Annotated in this window: 19 protein-coding genes; 5 read left to right on the forward strand and 14 right to left on the reverse strand. The window is 38.5% G+C overall.

The features are described from left to right. Positions 1 to 20 precede the first annotated feature (20 nt). Entirely contained in the window at positions 21 to 1,355 is a 1,335-nt protein-coding gene (locus ACFJIZ_RS03775) for an alpha/beta fold hydrolase (protein WP_379090790.1), read from the forward strand. A 30-nt stretch (positions 1,356 to 1,385) separates the two neighbouring features. Here the strand turns inward: ACFJIZ_RS03775 and ACFJIZ_RS03780 are convergent, their stop codons facing one another. The 12 genes from ACFJIZ_RS03780 to ACFJIZ_RS03835 form a co-directional block, all read right to left on the reverse strand. Next, the gene (locus tag ACFJIZ_RS03780; RefSeq protein ID WP_379090792.1) at positions 1,386 to 1,943 is read right to left on the reverse strand and encodes a YceI family protein; all 558 of its coding nucleotides are present in this window, start codon (positions 1,941 to 1,943) and stop codon (positions 1,386 to 1,388) included. A gap of 36 nt (positions 1,944 to 1,979) precedes the next feature. Next, a complete protein-coding gene (locus tag ACFJIZ_RS03785) occupies positions 1,980 to 2,495 on the reverse strand; it encodes a hypothetical protein (protein ID WP_379090794.1) in 516 nt (171 codons plus the stop codon). 95 nt (positions 2,496 to 2,590) lie between these two features. Then, positions 2,591 to 2,842 carry a helix-turn-helix domain-containing protein gene (locus ACFJIZ_RS03790; protein ID WP_379090796.1) on the reverse strand — a complete coding sequence of 84 codons (252 nt, stop codon included), beginning with the start codon at positions 2,840 to 2,842 and terminating at the stop codon, positions 2,591 to 2,593. Between the two features lie 11 nt (positions 2,843 to 2,853). Beyond that, on the reverse strand, positions 2,854 to 3,696 hold the full coding sequence (locus tag ACFJIZ_RS03795; protein WP_379090797.1) for a hypothetical protein: 843 nt from the start codon (positions 3,694 to 3,696) through the stop codon (positions 2,854 to 2,856). Positions 3,697 to 3,800: 104 nt separating this feature from the next. Further along, positions 3,801 to 4,031 (reverse strand): DUF4287 domain-containing protein, encoded by a 231-nt coding sequence (locus ACFJIZ_RS03800; RefSeq protein ID WP_379090799.1) that lies wholly within the window; start codon positions 4,029 to 4,031, stop codon positions 3,801 to 3,803. Between the two features lie 102 nt (positions 4,032 to 4,133). After that, positions 4,134 to 5,672 carry an ATP-binding protein gene (locus ACFJIZ_RS03805; protein ID WP_379090801.1) on the reverse strand — a complete coding sequence of 513 codons (1,539 nt, stop codon included), beginning with the start codon at positions 5,670 to 5,672 and terminating at the stop codon, positions 4,134 to 4,136. Beyond that, a complete protein-coding gene (locus ACFJIZ_RS03810) occupies positions 5,672 to 5,830 on the reverse strand; it encodes a hypothetical protein (RefSeq protein ID WP_379090803.1) in 159 nt (52 codons plus the stop codon). Before ACFJIZ_RS03810 ends, ACFJIZ_RS03805 begins: the two co-directional genes overlap by 1 nt. After that, positions 5,811 to 6,116 carry a response regulator gene (locus ACFJIZ_RS03815; RefSeq protein ID WP_379090805.1) on the reverse strand — a complete coding sequence of 102 codons (306 nt, stop codon included), beginning with the start codon at positions 6,114 to 6,116 and terminating at the stop codon, positions 5,811 to 5,813. The genes ACFJIZ_RS03810 and ACFJIZ_RS03815 overlap by 20 nt, the downstream gene beginning before the upstream one ends. A 4-nt stretch (positions 6,117 to 6,120) precedes the next feature. Then, positions 6,121 to 6,417: an ATP-binding protein gene (locus ACFJIZ_RS03820; protein ID WP_379093878.1), complete on the reverse strand. Its 297-nt coding sequence runs from the start codon at positions 6,415 to 6,417 to the stop codon at positions 6,121 to 6,123. Next, on the reverse strand, positions 6,362 to 7,237 hold the full coding sequence (locus ACFJIZ_RS03825; protein ID WP_379090807.1) for a histidine kinase dimerization/phospho-acceptor domain-containing protein: 876 nt from the start codon (positions 7,235 to 7,237) through the stop codon (positions 6,362 to 6,364). Before ACFJIZ_RS03825 ends, ACFJIZ_RS03820 begins: the two co-directional genes overlap by 56 nt. 588 nt (positions 7,238 to 7,825) lie before the next feature. Then, positions 7,826 to 8,530: a DUF2931 family protein gene (locus tag ACFJIZ_RS03830; protein WP_379090809.1), complete on the reverse strand. Its 705-nt coding sequence runs from the start codon at positions 8,528 to 8,530 to the stop codon at positions 7,826 to 7,828. Between the two features lie 2 nt (positions 8,531 to 8,532). Then, on the reverse strand, positions 8,533 to 8,838 hold the full coding sequence (locus ACFJIZ_RS03835; RefSeq protein ID WP_379090811.1) for a hypothetical protein: 306 nt from the start codon (positions 8,836 to 8,838) through the stop codon (positions 8,533 to 8,535). Between the two features lie 211 nt (positions 8,839 to 9,049). Between ACFJIZ_RS03835 and ACFJIZ_RS03840 the strand changes: the two genes are divergently transcribed. After that, entirely contained in the window at positions 9,050 to 9,280 is a 231-nt protein-coding gene (locus ACFJIZ_RS03840) for a hypothetical protein (protein ID WP_379090813.1), read from the forward strand. A 144-nt stretch (positions 9,281 to 9,424) separates the two neighbouring features. Here ACFJIZ_RS03840 and ACFJIZ_RS03845 read toward each other — a convergent pair whose 3' ends face one another. Continuing rightward, positions 9,425 to 10,504, reverse strand: a complete 1,080-nt coding sequence (locus ACFJIZ_RS03845; RefSeq protein WP_379093880.1) for an NRAMP family divalent metal transporter — start codon at positions 10,502 to 10,504, stop codon at positions 9,425 to 9,427. Between the two features lie 176 nt (positions 10,505 to 10,680). Between ACFJIZ_RS03845 and ACFJIZ_RS03850 the strand changes: the two genes are divergently transcribed. From ACFJIZ_RS03850 to ACFJIZ_RS03860, 3 genes are all read left to right on the forward strand, one after another. Continuing rightward, positions 10,681 to 11,247, forward strand: coding sequence for a metallophosphoesterase (locus ACFJIZ_RS03850; RefSeq protein ID WP_379090815.1), 567 nt, complete (start codon positions 10,681 to 10,683; stop codon positions 11,245 to 11,247). Positions 11,248 to 11,255: 8 nt separating this feature from the next. After that, positions 11,256 to 11,777 (forward strand): hypothetical protein, encoded by a 522-nt coding sequence (locus tag ACFJIZ_RS03855; protein ID WP_379090817.1) that lies wholly within the window; start codon positions 11,256 to 11,258, stop codon positions 11,775 to 11,777. Between the two features lie 87 nt (positions 11,778 to 11,864). Continuing rightward, positions 11,865 to 12,521, forward strand: a complete 657-nt coding sequence (locus tag ACFJIZ_RS03860; RefSeq protein WP_379090819.1) for a response regulator — start codon at positions 11,865 to 11,867, stop codon at positions 12,519 to 12,521. A 2-nt stretch (positions 12,522 to 12,523) separates the two neighbouring features. Here ACFJIZ_RS03860 and ACFJIZ_RS03865 read toward each other — a convergent pair whose 3' ends face one another. Beyond that, a complete protein-coding gene (locus ACFJIZ_RS03865) occupies positions 12,524 to 15,517 on the reverse strand; it encodes an ATP-binding protein (protein WP_379090821.1) in 2,994 nt (997 codons plus the stop codon). Positions 15,518 to 15,758 lie beyond the last annotated feature (241 nt).

Raw genomic sequence — 15,758 nt, forward strand, 5'->3', positions numbered from 1 at the left:
TAGGGTAAATCCTTATCCTTATGACCAGAACTTTTATCGCAATTATTGCATTTTTGATCAGTAGCCAGCTCATGGCACAACAGAACAGCCCAACTACAACTAACAACAACTTCGACTTTGAAAAAGGAGTTGTTGATCAATTACCAGAGGGTTGGACCAAAACTGGAGGAACCTACAGAACGGCGATCGCAACAACCGAAAAACACGGGGGCAATCAATCGCTACTGATCGAAAGCACAGCAGGTGCCGACCCAAAAGCATTTACTACGGTAATGAAAACCCTTCCTGCAAAATATATTGGAAAACAGATTGAGTTAAAAGCCTATCTTAAGTTTCAGGATGTGGCCAACCTACAGGGTTTGGTGTTGAGGGTAAATGATGTGAATGGCCAACTTTTACAATATAAAACCCTGCAGGCACAAAAGATCAGTGGCACCCGCGATTGGCAGCTCTACAGTGTAACCACCTTTTTGCCTCCCGATGGACAGACGATCGTGGTAGGTGCCATGCTGAATGGTCCAGGCAAACTTTGGGCTGATGATTTGCAGTTACTGGTTGATGGTAAGGACATCAGCGAAGCAAAAATAGATCCAGATTATGATCCAAATCCACCCAAACGTGCAAAATTTGGAGACAATACGGCTGCATCTGGTAGGGTAAAATTAAAAGATGTAGACCTTTATTACGAAACTTATGGTACTGGCGAACCTTTGTTGTTGTTACATGGCAACAGTCAGATGATCTATGCCTACATGAAACAAATTCCACATTTTGAAAAGAAATACAAAGTAATTGCGGTAGATACCAGAGGGCAGGGCAAGAGCAAAGACTTTTCTACCGGACCTTTAAGTTACGACCTCTTTGCAGAAGACATGAAACAATTGCTGGATTCGCTCCATATCAAAAAAGTTAACATCATTGGTTGGAGCGATGGTGGCAATACAGGATTAATCATAGCGGTAAAGTATCCACAGTATGTGAATAAACTGGCCATTATGGGCGCAAACCTTTTTCCAACTACAGAGGCATTGCCCGAAATGGTATGGACCCAACTCAGAACAGGCATAACGCAACTTCAAACCCGTACAGACGAAGCTTCTAAAATGCAGGTGAGGCTGTTTACCATGTTGCTGAACGAACCTCACCTTACTTTTGCTGATATCAAAAAGATCAAGGCCCCAACATTGGTAATGGCTGGAGAAACGGATATGATCTTGGAAAGCCATACCAGAGCCATAGCTGCAAATATCCCAAAATCACAACTGGTTATCTTTAAAGGAGCATCGCATTACGCTCCTGTTGAAATCGTAAGAGAGTTTAACGAAACGATATCCAAGTTTTTTGAAGGAAAGTAACCCTGTGATTTTGTGTTGAACCATAAAATTTTAACGCTCGCGTAGTTCCAGTTGGATATCAAGTTCAAATTCATTTTTAATGGCATAACTTCCTATATCCTGAAAGTATGATTTGGAGTTGTATTTGATGCCAAACAAGGTACGGTCAACTTTTATTTTTGCCTTTAGCAGTAGACCAACAGTATTTTTGTTGAGTACGATAGGGAAGCTAATGGCATGTGTAATGCCTTTAATGGTCAAATTGCCACTCACTCTATTGCCTTTCATGGCTTTTAGGATAAAAATGGCCTCTTGATATTTGCCTACATCAAAAAAAACAGCGGCTTTTAAATGGCTTTCCAATTCCTTATTGCTATGGCTAATTGTAGGCATATCCATTACCACTTGGCCAGTAGTTAGGGTTGTTCCATTAAAGCCAAACCTACCTGATTTGATCTTGATGGTACCGCTCGGAGCATAATTTCCTGCTTCGGCATAGCCAGTCCAGTTTATATTGCTTTTATTGTTGTCAATTACATAGACAACGGGGTCAATAAGGGTCGTGTTAGCCAAGAAGAAGGATAGAAAAAGTAAAGTTAGATTTTTCATTTTTGGTTGTTATTTGATTTAAATATTTGTTTTCGCTTAATGTTTAGGTTTTAATTCACCTTCGGTTTCTACCAAGGCAATACCTTTGTAAAGCTTTCCATTTTTGGCTTTGGCCAATACAAACCAAATTGCATCCCCAGCATATAGACCATCCTCATGTCGGTAGTTTTTCAGAAAAGTATAAGTGCGGTTTGGTTTCAATTGTCCGGCTGGACAATTGAAAAGTTCTTCAAAGTCTTTTGCGTCAAGCTTGATGTTTGCTGTCCAACCTTTGTCCTTCCACCAGATATAACTTCCAGCTGCGATTACTTGCAATTGTCCCAATTGGGTAGATACTGTGGTAAGGTGCTTCCAAATGTATCGACCTGGGTAATTGACTGTGTCTGTATTCAGTTCGGGCCATACAGGTGTAGGAGAATGGAAAATGTTGATGCCAGTTGGGATGTTACGTAACTGATCTGGTAAGAGCCTTCGTTTATCTGTCCAAACTTGTTGTGCCCATAAGGTGGTGCCACTGGTTAAAAGCAGCACCAACCATAAGATTTTTTTCATGTGTTTCTTGTTTAATTACACCACAAAGATGAGGCTGTAAACATTAAATACGGTATTGGATCAGGTACTGATGCGTCCCAATTCAGGATATGGGACTACTCTGCAATGAAGGCTGAGGGTGCCTTTCCTGTAAACTGCTTAAAGATTCGATTAAAAGTAGTTTTAGAATTGAAACCCGATTCCATAGCTAAGCCCATAATGGTAAGTTTGGTCAGGTCGCCAGATTTTAACCTACGTTTTACCTCTTCAACACGATAAGCATTTACATAGTCGTTAAAAGATTGGGCAAAACCAGCGTTGATGTGTCGAGATACTGTTTTGCTATTGAGGTTAATGGCTGTGGCCAATTCTATTAAAGTTAAGGTAGGATTAAGGTACAGACGATCCTGATCATGGCATTGCTGATCTTTTGCAAAATGATAGGGTCTATTTGGTAAGTGGATTTGGCATGTAAACTGATTTCAGGTTCATCCATTTCATAGTTGATGTCTGAAAGATTACGTTGTCGCCAACCAGCTACGCCCAGTACAAGTAAAACAATACCTAATATTTCAACGGAGTAATCGTAATTGAAATACAGCCCATAACCATCACGTAGAATGATTTCGATAAACCATTGTAGGCACAAGAGCAGCAATGTTCCTATAATGATTTTAAGCCAATTGAGCCTGATTTTAGAAAGCTCAGAAAAATGATTGGCCACCCATATCTGGTAATTTTTAAGCAAACGTAAAGATAATATGAGATAGATGGTCATAGAGATCCATGTGCCATCAAACTCGATCCTGTAAGTATAGGGTTGATGTATATTTTCCCAATACCATTCCTTAACTGGGTAAGTGCAAAAAGTTAGGTACATATACAGGCCAAATTGAAGCAGTACAGGCATAAAATGAACGAGGTGTTTGTATTGGAACCTAAATTGCGAGTTGACCATGCTGCGCACATAAAACCAAATCAATGGCCCAAAACTGAAAGAGTAAAAGATAGGTAGGAAATACAGGTCAGGTCTTTGTCCATAAATTCCAGAAATGCGCATAAAATGGTCAATCAGCCATAGGGCGATAACGAAGATCAATACCGCTAAAATGCGACTTGAGCGTTGATTATTGGAAGCAAAACCCAATAGACCAGCTACAAAGAGCGATTGGGAAATGACCACCAACAACAAAAGGACAATGATGTTGAAATAAATCTGCACAGCACTAAAGTAAAGAGATGATTTTGTCCATTTGAAGCACTTTTTTACAGATTGCCCTAATAATTATCCAAAAATTGTTGAACAAAACAATTATGGTTTAGCTTTTATTGGCTGTTTTCGTCTTTAATTCCTTTTAACAGCGCATAAATGGCCATGGCATGTCCGTGCCCTAATTGGTAATCTTCCTTTAGCCAGGATACAATATCACCCGCTTTTACAGCAGGTTTAAGTTTTCCACTTTCGGTAAAACCTTTTTCTTCAGCTTTCTGTCTAAGCGCTGCAGGACCCAGGTTTGTTTTTTCTTTGATTGTTTTGAGGTAGGCTTGAAAAGACATCGTAATGGATTTAATTATCAAATGCTAAATTTGCAATATATTTCTAATTATTCAAACAATGCCGTTAGGTAATTCAATCTCCCATTTTTGTGTTTATGTCTGCTATAGTTCGCCCAACTGATGGATAGGAATGGTAAACCAAAAAGCTGTTCCATTGTCTGCCTGAATAGTTGCACCTATTTTACCATTGTGTTTTTTAATGATTTCTGCACAGATATAAAGACCTAAGCCAAGTCCATAATACTGGTTTTCGTTACTGTTTATCCTATAATAACGATCAAACAGGTAAGGTAGTTTGTCTGGTTCAATGCCTGGCCCATGATCAATAATGGATACTTTAGCCATTCCATCTTCACTTTGGATCAGGATGTCTATTTGGTTGGATTTGGGGGCATATTTGATGGCATTGTTTACAAAATTGGTGACGATCTGTTCGATCCGAAGTGCATCCGCGAAGATTTCCAACTCCAGCTCACCTTCTGTAGTAATCGTATAGATGCCTTCACTGCGTACATCTTGACAACATTCACTGATCATGTCGGCAATGACGAATTTTTTTGGATTGATGTGCAACTGTCCTTCATTGACCATACTGGTATTGAGCAGATCTTCTATCAACAGATTTACTTTGTTCATGCCCCTGTTTGCCTGTACAATCAATTTTGGTAACATGGGTGATGAAGGTTTGTATTTGATACGGTCTAACAATTGTAAACAAGCTTTTAAACTGGTAATGGGCGTTTTAAGCTCATGACTGGCAATATTGATAAAATCATCTTTTTGTTGTTGCAGTACGCGAAGTTCTTGTATATCTGTAGCTGTGCCCACCCAAAGTTGGGTATGGCCTTTTTGATCAAGGATAGGCATCAAACGGATAAGGTGCCAACGGTAATGGCCATCTTTTCTTTTTCCACGAACTTGAAATTCGCCACCTTTGCCATCGGTAAGGATAGCATGATATTGGGTCGTACTTGTATTCAGGTCTTCAGGATGGATGATGCCATCAAAGCCAAAACTTCTGGTCTGTTTTTCATCCAGTCCTGTATAATCATACCACCTTTGGTTATAATAGACCATTTTTCCAGCTATGGTATTGGTCCAGGCAATCTGTGGGATGGTTTCCATCATGTTGCGAAAACGGTTCTCGCTTTCTGCAAGTGCCTTGGTGCGGTTAACGACCCTCACTTCAAGTTGTTGGTTCAAGGTAAAAAGCTCTTCAGATTGATGACGTAACTTTTTATCCATCATTTTCTTTTCTTTCCTAATCAATGTATCCTCTAAAGCCCTTTTGATCTTGGTAGTCAAGGTATATAGCCTTTCTTTCGACACATAGTCGGTAACTCCATTTTTGATCAATTCTACCGCATTTTCTTCACCTATAAAGCCAGAAACGATGATGAAAGGAATATGTTGATGCTTTTGTTGCTTGATGTTAAAAGCAGTTACTGCATTAAAGGTAGGCAAAGCGTAATCTGATAGAATCAGGTCAGGTCCAAAAGCCAAAAGAGCGGTCTCAAAGTCTTTTAGAGTCTGCACATTGATGCTGGTAAAATCTAATCCAGACTTATTCAGCTCACGGACCAATAAGTCCGCGTCGCTTTCATTGTCCTCAACAATAAGGTACTTGAGTTTGGCTGTCATTATGGGTGTGCGGATTGACTAAAGACCATCCAATACAATCCGATTTCTTTGATGGCTTTAAAAAAATTGTCGCTATCTACAGGTTTAACGATATAGCTATTTGCACCAAGGGCAAAACAGGCTTCAATATCAGGTCCTTCATTTGATGAAGTGAGCATTACAACCGGAATTGATTTTATCCGAGGAATCAGATTTTACCTGTTCTAAAACCTGTAAGCCTGATACTTTGGGCATTTTAAGGTCTAATAAAATCAGTTTAGGAAACTCTTCTGGATTTCTAGCTGCATAATTACCTCTGCAATAGATGAAATCTAAGGCTTCGGCACCATCTTTTGCGTGTAATAGTTTATTGGTAAAGCCACTTTTGGTCAGTGCCCTGATGGTAAGTACTGCATCATCGGCACTGTCTTCAACAAATAAGATTTCAATATTTTCGTAGTCCATGTGTTTAATTTGAGTTTACAGCGGGTAGGCTGAAATAAAAATTTGTTCCCTTTTCTAATACAGAATCGGCCCAAACCGTACCGTTATGACGGTGCACGATTTTTTGTACAATGGCGAGCCCAATCCCCGTACCCTCAAATTCTTCTTGAGAATGCAGGCGCTGGAATACGCCAAAGAGTTTATCATAATATAACATATCAAAGCCTGCGCCATTATCTTTTACATAATAGACAACCATATGTGCGTTAACATAGGCGCCAATCTGTATGTGGGCACCGGTGGTATGGCTTGAATATTTGATGGCATTCGAGAATTAGATTGATCCATACTTGTTTGATCAGCGATTTGTCGCCAAGTGCAGGTGGAAGCTGCTCAACATTAAATATGGGGACATTTTCTCCATGTTCAAAAAGTAGTTCCTCTTGTACCAAATTGACCAAAGCATCCATATCGATTTCGGCAACAGTTACAGGTTTTCTGCCTAGTTTGGAAAAAGCCAGCAGGTCATCGATCAGCAGGCCCATCTTTTGCGAATTGTAGATGATGGATTGGAGTACTTTTTCTCCATCTTTATCTAGTTTATGTGCATGGTCTTCCATTAAAATCTTGGAATAACCATTGATGGCTCGAATGGGTGCGCGAAGGTCATGGGATACAGAATAGGAGAAGGATCCTAACTCTTTGTTGGCAAACTCGAGCTGTGCCGTGCGTTCTATTACCTTATGTTCAAGCTCTTCATTTAGGATGCGGATATCTTCCTCTGCATTCTTCAGTTCTCTATTGGCGGTGATCAGTTCTTGGGCGCGTTTTTCTTTTTCTTTGTTCTGGAAGGCCAGCTCTTTGTTGGCAATCACCAATTCGGCCGCTCTATTTTCTTTTTCTTCATTCTGAAAAGCCAGCTCTTTGTTGGCAATGATCAGTTCGTTAGCTCTTTTCTCTTTTTCGGCATTCTGAAAAAGCAACTCTTTATTGGCAATGAGAAGTTCTGCGGCAAGATTTACCTTGTCTTCATTTTGTAAGGCAATTTCTTTATTGGCTATGATCAGTTCTGCTGTTGGGTTACCAATAGTTGGGTGGGTATGATTAGGCCCATTTTGTCCATCCGAAGTACTTTTTTTCATGTTTTAAACTTACAAATGGTGCTTTAAAGAAAGGGGTAAAAAGTATTACAGGTAGCTACTAAAGATTTTGTAAACTACTGTTTGTGCGATAAGTGTATAAAGCTAACACAATAAAGCAGAATATGTTTTAAATTATGATTAATCGTTCTTAGTCGGCATACCAACTTAATTAAGATGTATCTCTATTAGGTAAATGTTGAAAATGAGGAGGTCGGTCAGAAAGTTGGTCAAAAGAAGTAGACCGTCGTTTTATGTGTTTCTGTGCGAGGGTTGCATTGTAAGGTTTGTATTGAACCTTGAGGTGATTTGAAGGTAGGTCCAATTAAAGGGTAGTTGTATTGGGGAATAAACATCACCAAACACAACCACCAATAAAATGTAATACCGACTTAGTGTTTCTTGTCAGACGTATCTGCCTTTCTAAAAAAGGTCAAAGAAAAAGCAGTAATCAAGATCACTACACAAACAGATGCCAATGTAACCAATAAAATTAAGCCTTGAGTTGATTGAGGTCCCATAATGTATTTTTTTATGGCGAAGTTAAAGAATTAGATGCTAAATGATAAAATAAATTCAAATTTATTGCCTTCATTTTGGCTTTAGATAATGAGTGCCGCTATCTATATAATTGGCCTCTTTATCCCATCCTTGGGCTATTTTTAACCTAATGCTGTCTGGAAGTTGTTCAAATACTTTTTTGAGGTAGATGTTTTTTGGTAAGGGTTTCTCGTAATAGGTATCAGTTCTACTAGGCTCATAGGGTTGTAGTTTGGTTTGAAGTACCAATCTCTCTAATCTGTTGCCACGCAGCCATACGATTACATTTCCATTATTGGCGATACCTATTAAAAATCGCAATCCCTTTTTGTCGCCGCCCGCATTGTAAAGTTCTTCGAATTGGTTCTGTTTGTCGGCTTCCGTAAATATTTGTTTGATCAGGTCTGTAGGTAGGTTTAAGGTATCTCTATAAAATTGGCTACCGCGAAAGGAAACATATTCCAAAACCAGTTTTTCTGGGAGCCTTAAAGGTCTATGGCTTTCCGGAAAATAATATTCATCGCCCCATGTGGTCTTAAATTCTCTTATGTCTTCGGTATTGACATGGGCGTCATCACCATAGGGCAATAGAAAGTAACAGTTTTTAATACTTATCGGATAACTTTGGGGTGCAGTAACACTGGCCGCATAAGCATACCTGTCCCAGCTTTTATAAACGAAAAGCTTAATGAGTATACCTATACCCAATGCTAAAGCAATGGCAATATAGATTTTGTTGATGAGGTTTAATTTCATGGTTAATGTGCAAAGGCTTTACCCAGTTCCATGGCATACCATAATAGACCCGCCAATACCAAACTGATCAATAAGGCAATACCAAACAGCCATTTGCCCAATCTGTAACCTTTGCCATGGTAACTGAAAGCATAACCGGCCAACAATAGGGTAAAACCTAACACTGAAAAAACCACGTTGAGCATCTGTTGGTTTTCTGAAGCATAACCCATGTTTATAAAAACCAATATCAAGATCAGGTTGAGGGCAATAAGTAGGATAGAGGTATTGCTGTTCTTCCGTTTCCAGGTTTCTTGTTGTTCGTCCATAGTACAATTGATTGTTGATTGAGCTTGGTCAGCAACTCAAAATAACCATTTTAAGTTGCCGATTAAAATTTACGTTAAAGTACTTTCTTTTTCACAGACCCTACTGGCTAATTCGTCTAACGATTATGCCTTTCTGGCTATCCTGTATTTTCTGGTAATTTATTAAAATATAGTTTTGTTTATAGATTTCATCCAATATTATATTACTGTCATGCCCAAAAAAAATATTATCATTAAAGGAAATCAATCATCGGATATGAACATCGACCTTAGGCTGTTGCCAGACTTATTGTTCAAAGCCAGGATCAAAACAGAAGACGTTTTGAACCATATCGACATTATCGCTGCTATAGGTTATTATGGGATTACGGAGCTTTTAGATATCATAGGCGAAGAAGAAATAAAGGCTTATCTACAACCAACCAATCAAACACATCCTTAACTAATAATACATCTTCGCCAATCGCCACAATTAACTTAGATGGTAAAAAATAAGGCTACAGCTGCACCACCCATAATTACAAATGTAGCCCAGAGCAATGTTTTAGATAGCCATCTACTTTTGTACTGGCCCATGATTTGATCGCTAGAGGCTATCCTTACAATTAAAAACAACAAAGGTACGGCTGCAATGCCATTGATCACAGCAGTATATACCAATGCTTTTACTGGATTCTATCCCTACAAAATTGATCATTAGTCCTACCAGTGTAGCCACAATGATCACCCCATAAAAACCATGTGCTTTTCTGATCTTGGTACTTAAACTGGCATTCCAACTAAAAGCCTCTGCAACAGCATAGGCTGCCGAACCAGATAAAACCGGTACTGCCAAGAGCCCAAGACCTATTATACCTACCGAAAAGATGAGTTTAGCCAAATAGCCCGAATTTGGAAAAGAATGTACCAAGGGCTCTAAAGCTTTGGCGGCATCAGCAGCATTTTTTACATCCGTTATGCCACTATTGTGCAATACAGTAGCACCTACCAAAAGAATACACCATGTAGTAAACTCAGAAACGACCATGCCAACATTATTGTCTTTGCGCATGGCATGTATATGTGGCCAGCCAATTCTGGGTTTGCCATCTCTCATCAGCCCTTTAGCATTTTCTTCTTCCACTTCTTGTGAGGCTTGCCAAAAAAACATATAAGGCGTAATTGTAGTGCCAAATACACCGGTTATGATAAACAAAAAGGCAAAAGAAAACTCAAAATGCGGTACTACGGTAGCTTTTAATACGGTAGGCCAAGGTTGGTCGATCATAAATACCGTAATGGGATAAGCCAATAAGGCCAATGCCAACCATTTAAGTATCCTTGAGTAGATCCTATAACTTGTAAAGATCTCTAACAAAAGAATTCCAATAGTGAAAAAAAGTGTAAGCACCACAAAATGTACAGGTACCAATAACTGGGCCGCTGCCGCCATTGCCCCTATATCGGCTCCAATATTGATCGTATTGGCCACTACCACAAGCCCTACCACAGCATAAAGTACCTTTTTGTTGTAATGTTCTTTAACTACAGCAGCTATGCCTTTACCCGTTACCAGTCCGATTCTTGCACAGGCCTCCTGTACAGCAGTCATAAAAGGAAGCATGTATAAAGCTGTCCATAATTGGCCATAACCAAATTGGGCACCAGTTTGAGAATAGGTTGCAATGCCAGAAGATCATCATCGGCAGCTCCAGTGGTTAACCCTGGTCCTAAAAGACTAAAAAACTTCCGAATTTTCCTGATCCTAAATTTCGACTTAACCTTTTGCACCATAAACTTGGTTTTAAACTACAAGTTAAGATATATTTGCTAATATCGAGTTAAAGTTTAATAAACCTATAGATGAAAATTGTTTTACTGTGTTTGTTGAGTCTCTTCTTTTTCTTAGCTGTTTTTGCCCAATCTGAACCTTTGAATGAAACGCCACATGTGTTTTATCGCGATGGAAAAAACCTGTTGCAGTCGGTTGTGAATGGTAAATCTGTTGTAGATACTGTACCTTCCAAAAATAAGGTCTTGGTGAAGGTGAAATTTGCACAACAGCCTGATTGGGATTTCTCGGTCGCACTAAAAAAGACACTGGACATAGAGCCAGCTACAAGTAAAGGCACAGATAAAATGTTCTTTGTTTCTGATATAGAAGGAGAGTTCTCAGCTTTCAGGGCTTTATTATTGGCCAATGGCGTAATTGACCAGCAATACAACTGGAAATTTGGCAAAGGAAAGCTGATCATCTGTGGCGACCTTTTTGATAGGGGCAAACAGGTAACAGAAGTACTTTGGTTATTGTATAAGTTAGAGCAAGATGCACAAGCTGCAGGCGGTTATGTACATACCATTTTGGGCAACCATGACATTATGAATTTGAGTGGTGATATCCGATATGTTGATCCAGATATCTGGAAATAGCTAAAATTGTGGGGATTACCTACACCGATTTTTTTAGAACAGATACAGAATTGGGCAGGTGGTTAAGAACTAAGAATATTATTGAAAAAATTGGTGATAACATTTGCGCACATGCGGGTATTGCTCCACAAATTAATCAAATGGCCATGCCTTTAGACCAGATCAACAACAAATGTAGACCCTATTATGATAAAGCAAAACGCTTGGCTGCAGTTGGAGAGTTAGATTCCACAGTAGCTAATTTTTTCAATAGCAAAACATCTTTATTCTGGTACCGTGGATACTTTGTAGAACCAAAAGCAACCGAGCAAGAAGTAGATGCAACGCTTTCGTTGTTTGGTGTAAAGCGGATTGTTGTTGGTCATACCATTGTTCCGGGTAATGTTGGGTTTTATTATGGTGGCAAAGTTTTGGGCTTAGATGTAAACCAACATGCCGGAAAACATGAAGCTGCACTGTTCGAAAAAGGAATCTGGTATAAAGTTGACGAAAAAGGAGCCAAGTTGGCACTGAAAGATCAAGGTCAATAGCAAAAATGTTGCCTTTTTATTGGTAAAAACAAGTTTGTTAATACTAAGGATGTTGTATATTTACAGTCACCCTAATTGTTAAAATAAATGAACAGCTCTCCAAAACATATTCTGATAGTAGATGACCATGATGTAGTACGATACGGTATAATGTTATTGATCAAAGAGCTGCTTCCATGGGCCCAAATATCACAGGTTGGTAGCTTTCCAGATGCAATAGAGGTGGTAGAGAAAAATAAAATCGATCTGGTAGTATTAGATATCAATATACCTGGGGGTAACAACATCCAGATGCTGGATGTATTGGAAAGAAAACAAAAAGGAATAAAAGTATTGATTTTTTCGGCTTATGATGAGAGCTTGTATGCCTTAAGGTATCTACAGGCAGGGGCCAAAGGTTATCTGTATAAACAAAATTCTAACAGCGATGTTAAATTGGCACTGCAAAGCGTTTTGAATGGAGGTACCTATATGAGCAAAACCGTTAAAGATGGTTTGATCAATAACCTGCTCAACAACAACAATGAAGATGTAAATCCAATAGATATCTTATCAAATAGAGAGTTTGAAGTAGCCCAGATGTTGATTTTTGGGCATGGGGTTACCGAAATTTCTAGTTCCTTAAATCTGCAGATGTCTACCGTAAGTACCTACAAAAACAGGATTTTTGAAAAACTGAAGGTAGATAATATTGTACAGTTGATTGATAAATTCCGCCTTTGGAACATTACCGAAGCCAATTGAGTTTATAAGATGATTTCGACAGTTGTACCTCTTCCTAAGGTAGCTACTACATAAATTTTTCCGCCAATGGCTTTGATCAGTTCTTTCACCATGATCAATCCCAAGCCTGCATGTAAAGGAGTATCGTTCAAGTCGGCAAATGGGTCGTTGATCTTATTGCACCACAATACTTGATAAGGTTTCATCCCAATGCCAGTGTCTTTAATAAATATACTGATTTTATCCCCATTCACTTGAAAAGAAAAACTGATTTCTCCAACATTGGTAAACTTTACCGAATTGTCTATCAGGTTGTGTAAAATAACAGACAACAATTGTTCGTTCGTTTCTATCTGTACCTCTTTATGTATCAAGTTATGGATTGTAGTACCCTGAGAATTGGCAATGCCCTGAAAAATGGCAATTTTTTCTTCAATTAACCTACTCAGGTTAAATGTAGTTTTAACATTCAGGTCTTCATTGGTAAATCCCTTGGCATAGGTCAATAGGTTTTCTGTAAAATGGTAAATCTGTGAAGAAGAAGTGAACATTGCTTTTAGGCCATCACGGTCAATTTCATTGTGTGTTGAACTGTTATACAACGATTCTCCAGTAATCATTAGATATTTAAGTGGACTTTTGATATCGTGGGTAATTGCGGCAATCAGTCGGCGTTGGAAGTAGCCATGTTGTTCCAACCTTTTTTGAGAGGTTTCATAGGCTTTAATGGTATTTTGCAGCTCATGTGTACGTTCGCTAATGCTTTCCTCTAATTGCAGGTTTCTTTTGCGGATGATTCTTATTCTTACTTTGATATACAGGTACAGGATCAAAGCAGCCAAAATAATAGCCCCTAAAATGAACCACCAATTTTGGTACATGTGGGGCGGCACAATGATGGTAATGTTTTTATAAACATAATTGTCTTGCCCAAAACCACTTACCTTTCTAATATTAAGGATGTTTTTACCCGATGGGAGCGAAGAGTAGGAGATGATCTGGTCTATACTTTGTGTCCATTGTTTCTGATTGGACAATTTGTATTCGAAATTTAGGTTTTCGCTATTGCCGAAATAAGGAGTGGTCAAAAATATATTCAGTCTATTAAATTCGTTTGGTATACTTAAACTTGTACCATCAGAATTGATAAGTTGATTGTCTACCACCGCTTTATCGAGAAAGATGGGTTGGTCAGGCTCATTGGCAATTATTCTTGAAGGATTGAACAACACCATTCCATTCATACTTGGGAAAGAAAAATTGCCATCACCCATAATCGAACCACATGGTTGGCATCCGCCATTAAATTCGTTGGTATTAAAACCAGATGCCCTATTGTAATAAAGATAAAATACATTACTGGTCTTTTGGTCGGCATAGGCCAAGAGGTCGGCAATAGCCACTTGGAAGAGCCCTTTGTTGGTGCTGATCCAAAAGAAACCATGTTTATCTTCTAAAATGCAATGAGAGGTGTTGAGATAATTGTTGTTGTCATTTGGCAATCGGGTAATCTTGCCTTCTCTGTAAAGATAAAAACCATCTCCATAAGTAGTGATCCACACCTCATTCCCACGGGTATAGACGCTACGGATGTCTTTATTGGCCAACTCCGGTATGCTGTATTTTGCACGGTTGACAAAATTGTAGTAATACATTCCTTTATGAGTGCCAATCCACAGTAGTTGCCCAGTTTTTTGTAAGTAGCTTACATCTTTAATACCCGATAAAACGTCAACTCGCTTAAAACTGGTATCGCTTTTGGCCATCTTATATATCCCATTAAAGGTACCTACCCAAAGCTCAGCATCTGGCGACTGATAAATAGAATTGATTCGATACGGAAATGGATGGGCAGCCAGGATCTTGGTCAGTTCTGGCGAAAACTTATACAGTGTTGTGCCATTTGGCGACCATACGTTTTTATGATGGTCAATCAACAAGGAGAAGTTACTGCTATGTTTTTTGAGCAGATCAAAGTATAAGGTGTTTCCGGTATTTTGAAATAGATAGCCATTGGCATACAAAACCGAATTTTGGCCATAAGGCACTTGGGCATAAAAAAGATTTGATGAAGTGGATTGAATAGGATTTAGGGTATTGAAGTCTTTTTTTCGGTAAACATATAGGCCTTTGGTAGAGCTACCCATATAGATATGCCCACTTTTTTGATCCAGATAGATAGAAATGATGCTCAGGTCTTCCAGATCTACGTCTTTAATGATACACTTGGTAACAAAATGCCCGGTTTTTTGACTTTTTTCTAAAGTATATAAAGCGTTTTTAATGTTCAAAAAAACATTTCCCGTGCAGGTATTCCAAAATAGCGTTCCTGCATGCTGGCTGGTTATCTTTGCAAGCTCACCGGTTATATTTGTATTAATTTGTTTGCCATCGATAAAACAAGTCAGCTTTCTTTTTTCATCAATATAATATAACTTTTTGTCGAGTACGAAAAAACGCCACTGGTCTTTGTAATCAAAAGGGATTTTCCTGACCAGAACTTCATTTAGATATTGCTCAATTATTCCTTTCTGTATTTTATAGACCGTATTTTTATCGATCACAATAATATATGGCATACCAAGGACATATTTTTCCATGGCATTGGGTACTCCATTGGCATAATTATAATCATCTTTTGAGCCGTTTTTAAAGTTGAATACTTTGCTATAGGTTAAAGATGAAGGAGCAACATGCCCATCTTTAATGTTGATCAGTTGCCAATTTTCTGAAAGTGCATATAAGCTGTTAGTTTTTACATCAATCCTAAAATTGGCGATGCGATTAGAGCTTGTTTTCGCATAATTTTTGTCGAACAGCACAAATTTCTGACCATCATATCTTACCAATCCATTTTCTGTGGCCAACCACACAAAACCAGCATTGTCTGTTGTAATGGATTTTACACTATTCTGCGGAAGACCATTTTCGTCTGTGTAATGGCTGAGGCTATAATTTTGTGCTATTGCCTGGTTGAGCAGAAAGCATAAAACAACAAGAACAAGAGAGAAGCGCATAAATAATGATAAGGAATAAGTGCAAAACTATCTTTTATGCCGCAATAGCTGAAAAAATCAGCTATAAATTAAAGGACTAACAAAAAAGACAATCTAATTTCTTAAAAGTTAAAATAACAAATTTTTTGAAGATAAATCTTGTAGAATAAATACTACAAATCGGTAGAGATCGCACTACAAGATTTTTTTTCCAAAGGGGATAGTTTTACAAAAAAAAATATTATCTAAAATATCGCCTTAA

Origin of the sequence: Pedobacter sp. UC225_65 (genome assembly GCF_042698365.1) — a bacterium.
GTDB lineage: Bacteria > Bacteroidota > Bacteroidia > Sphingobacteriales > Sphingobacteriaceae > Pedobacter.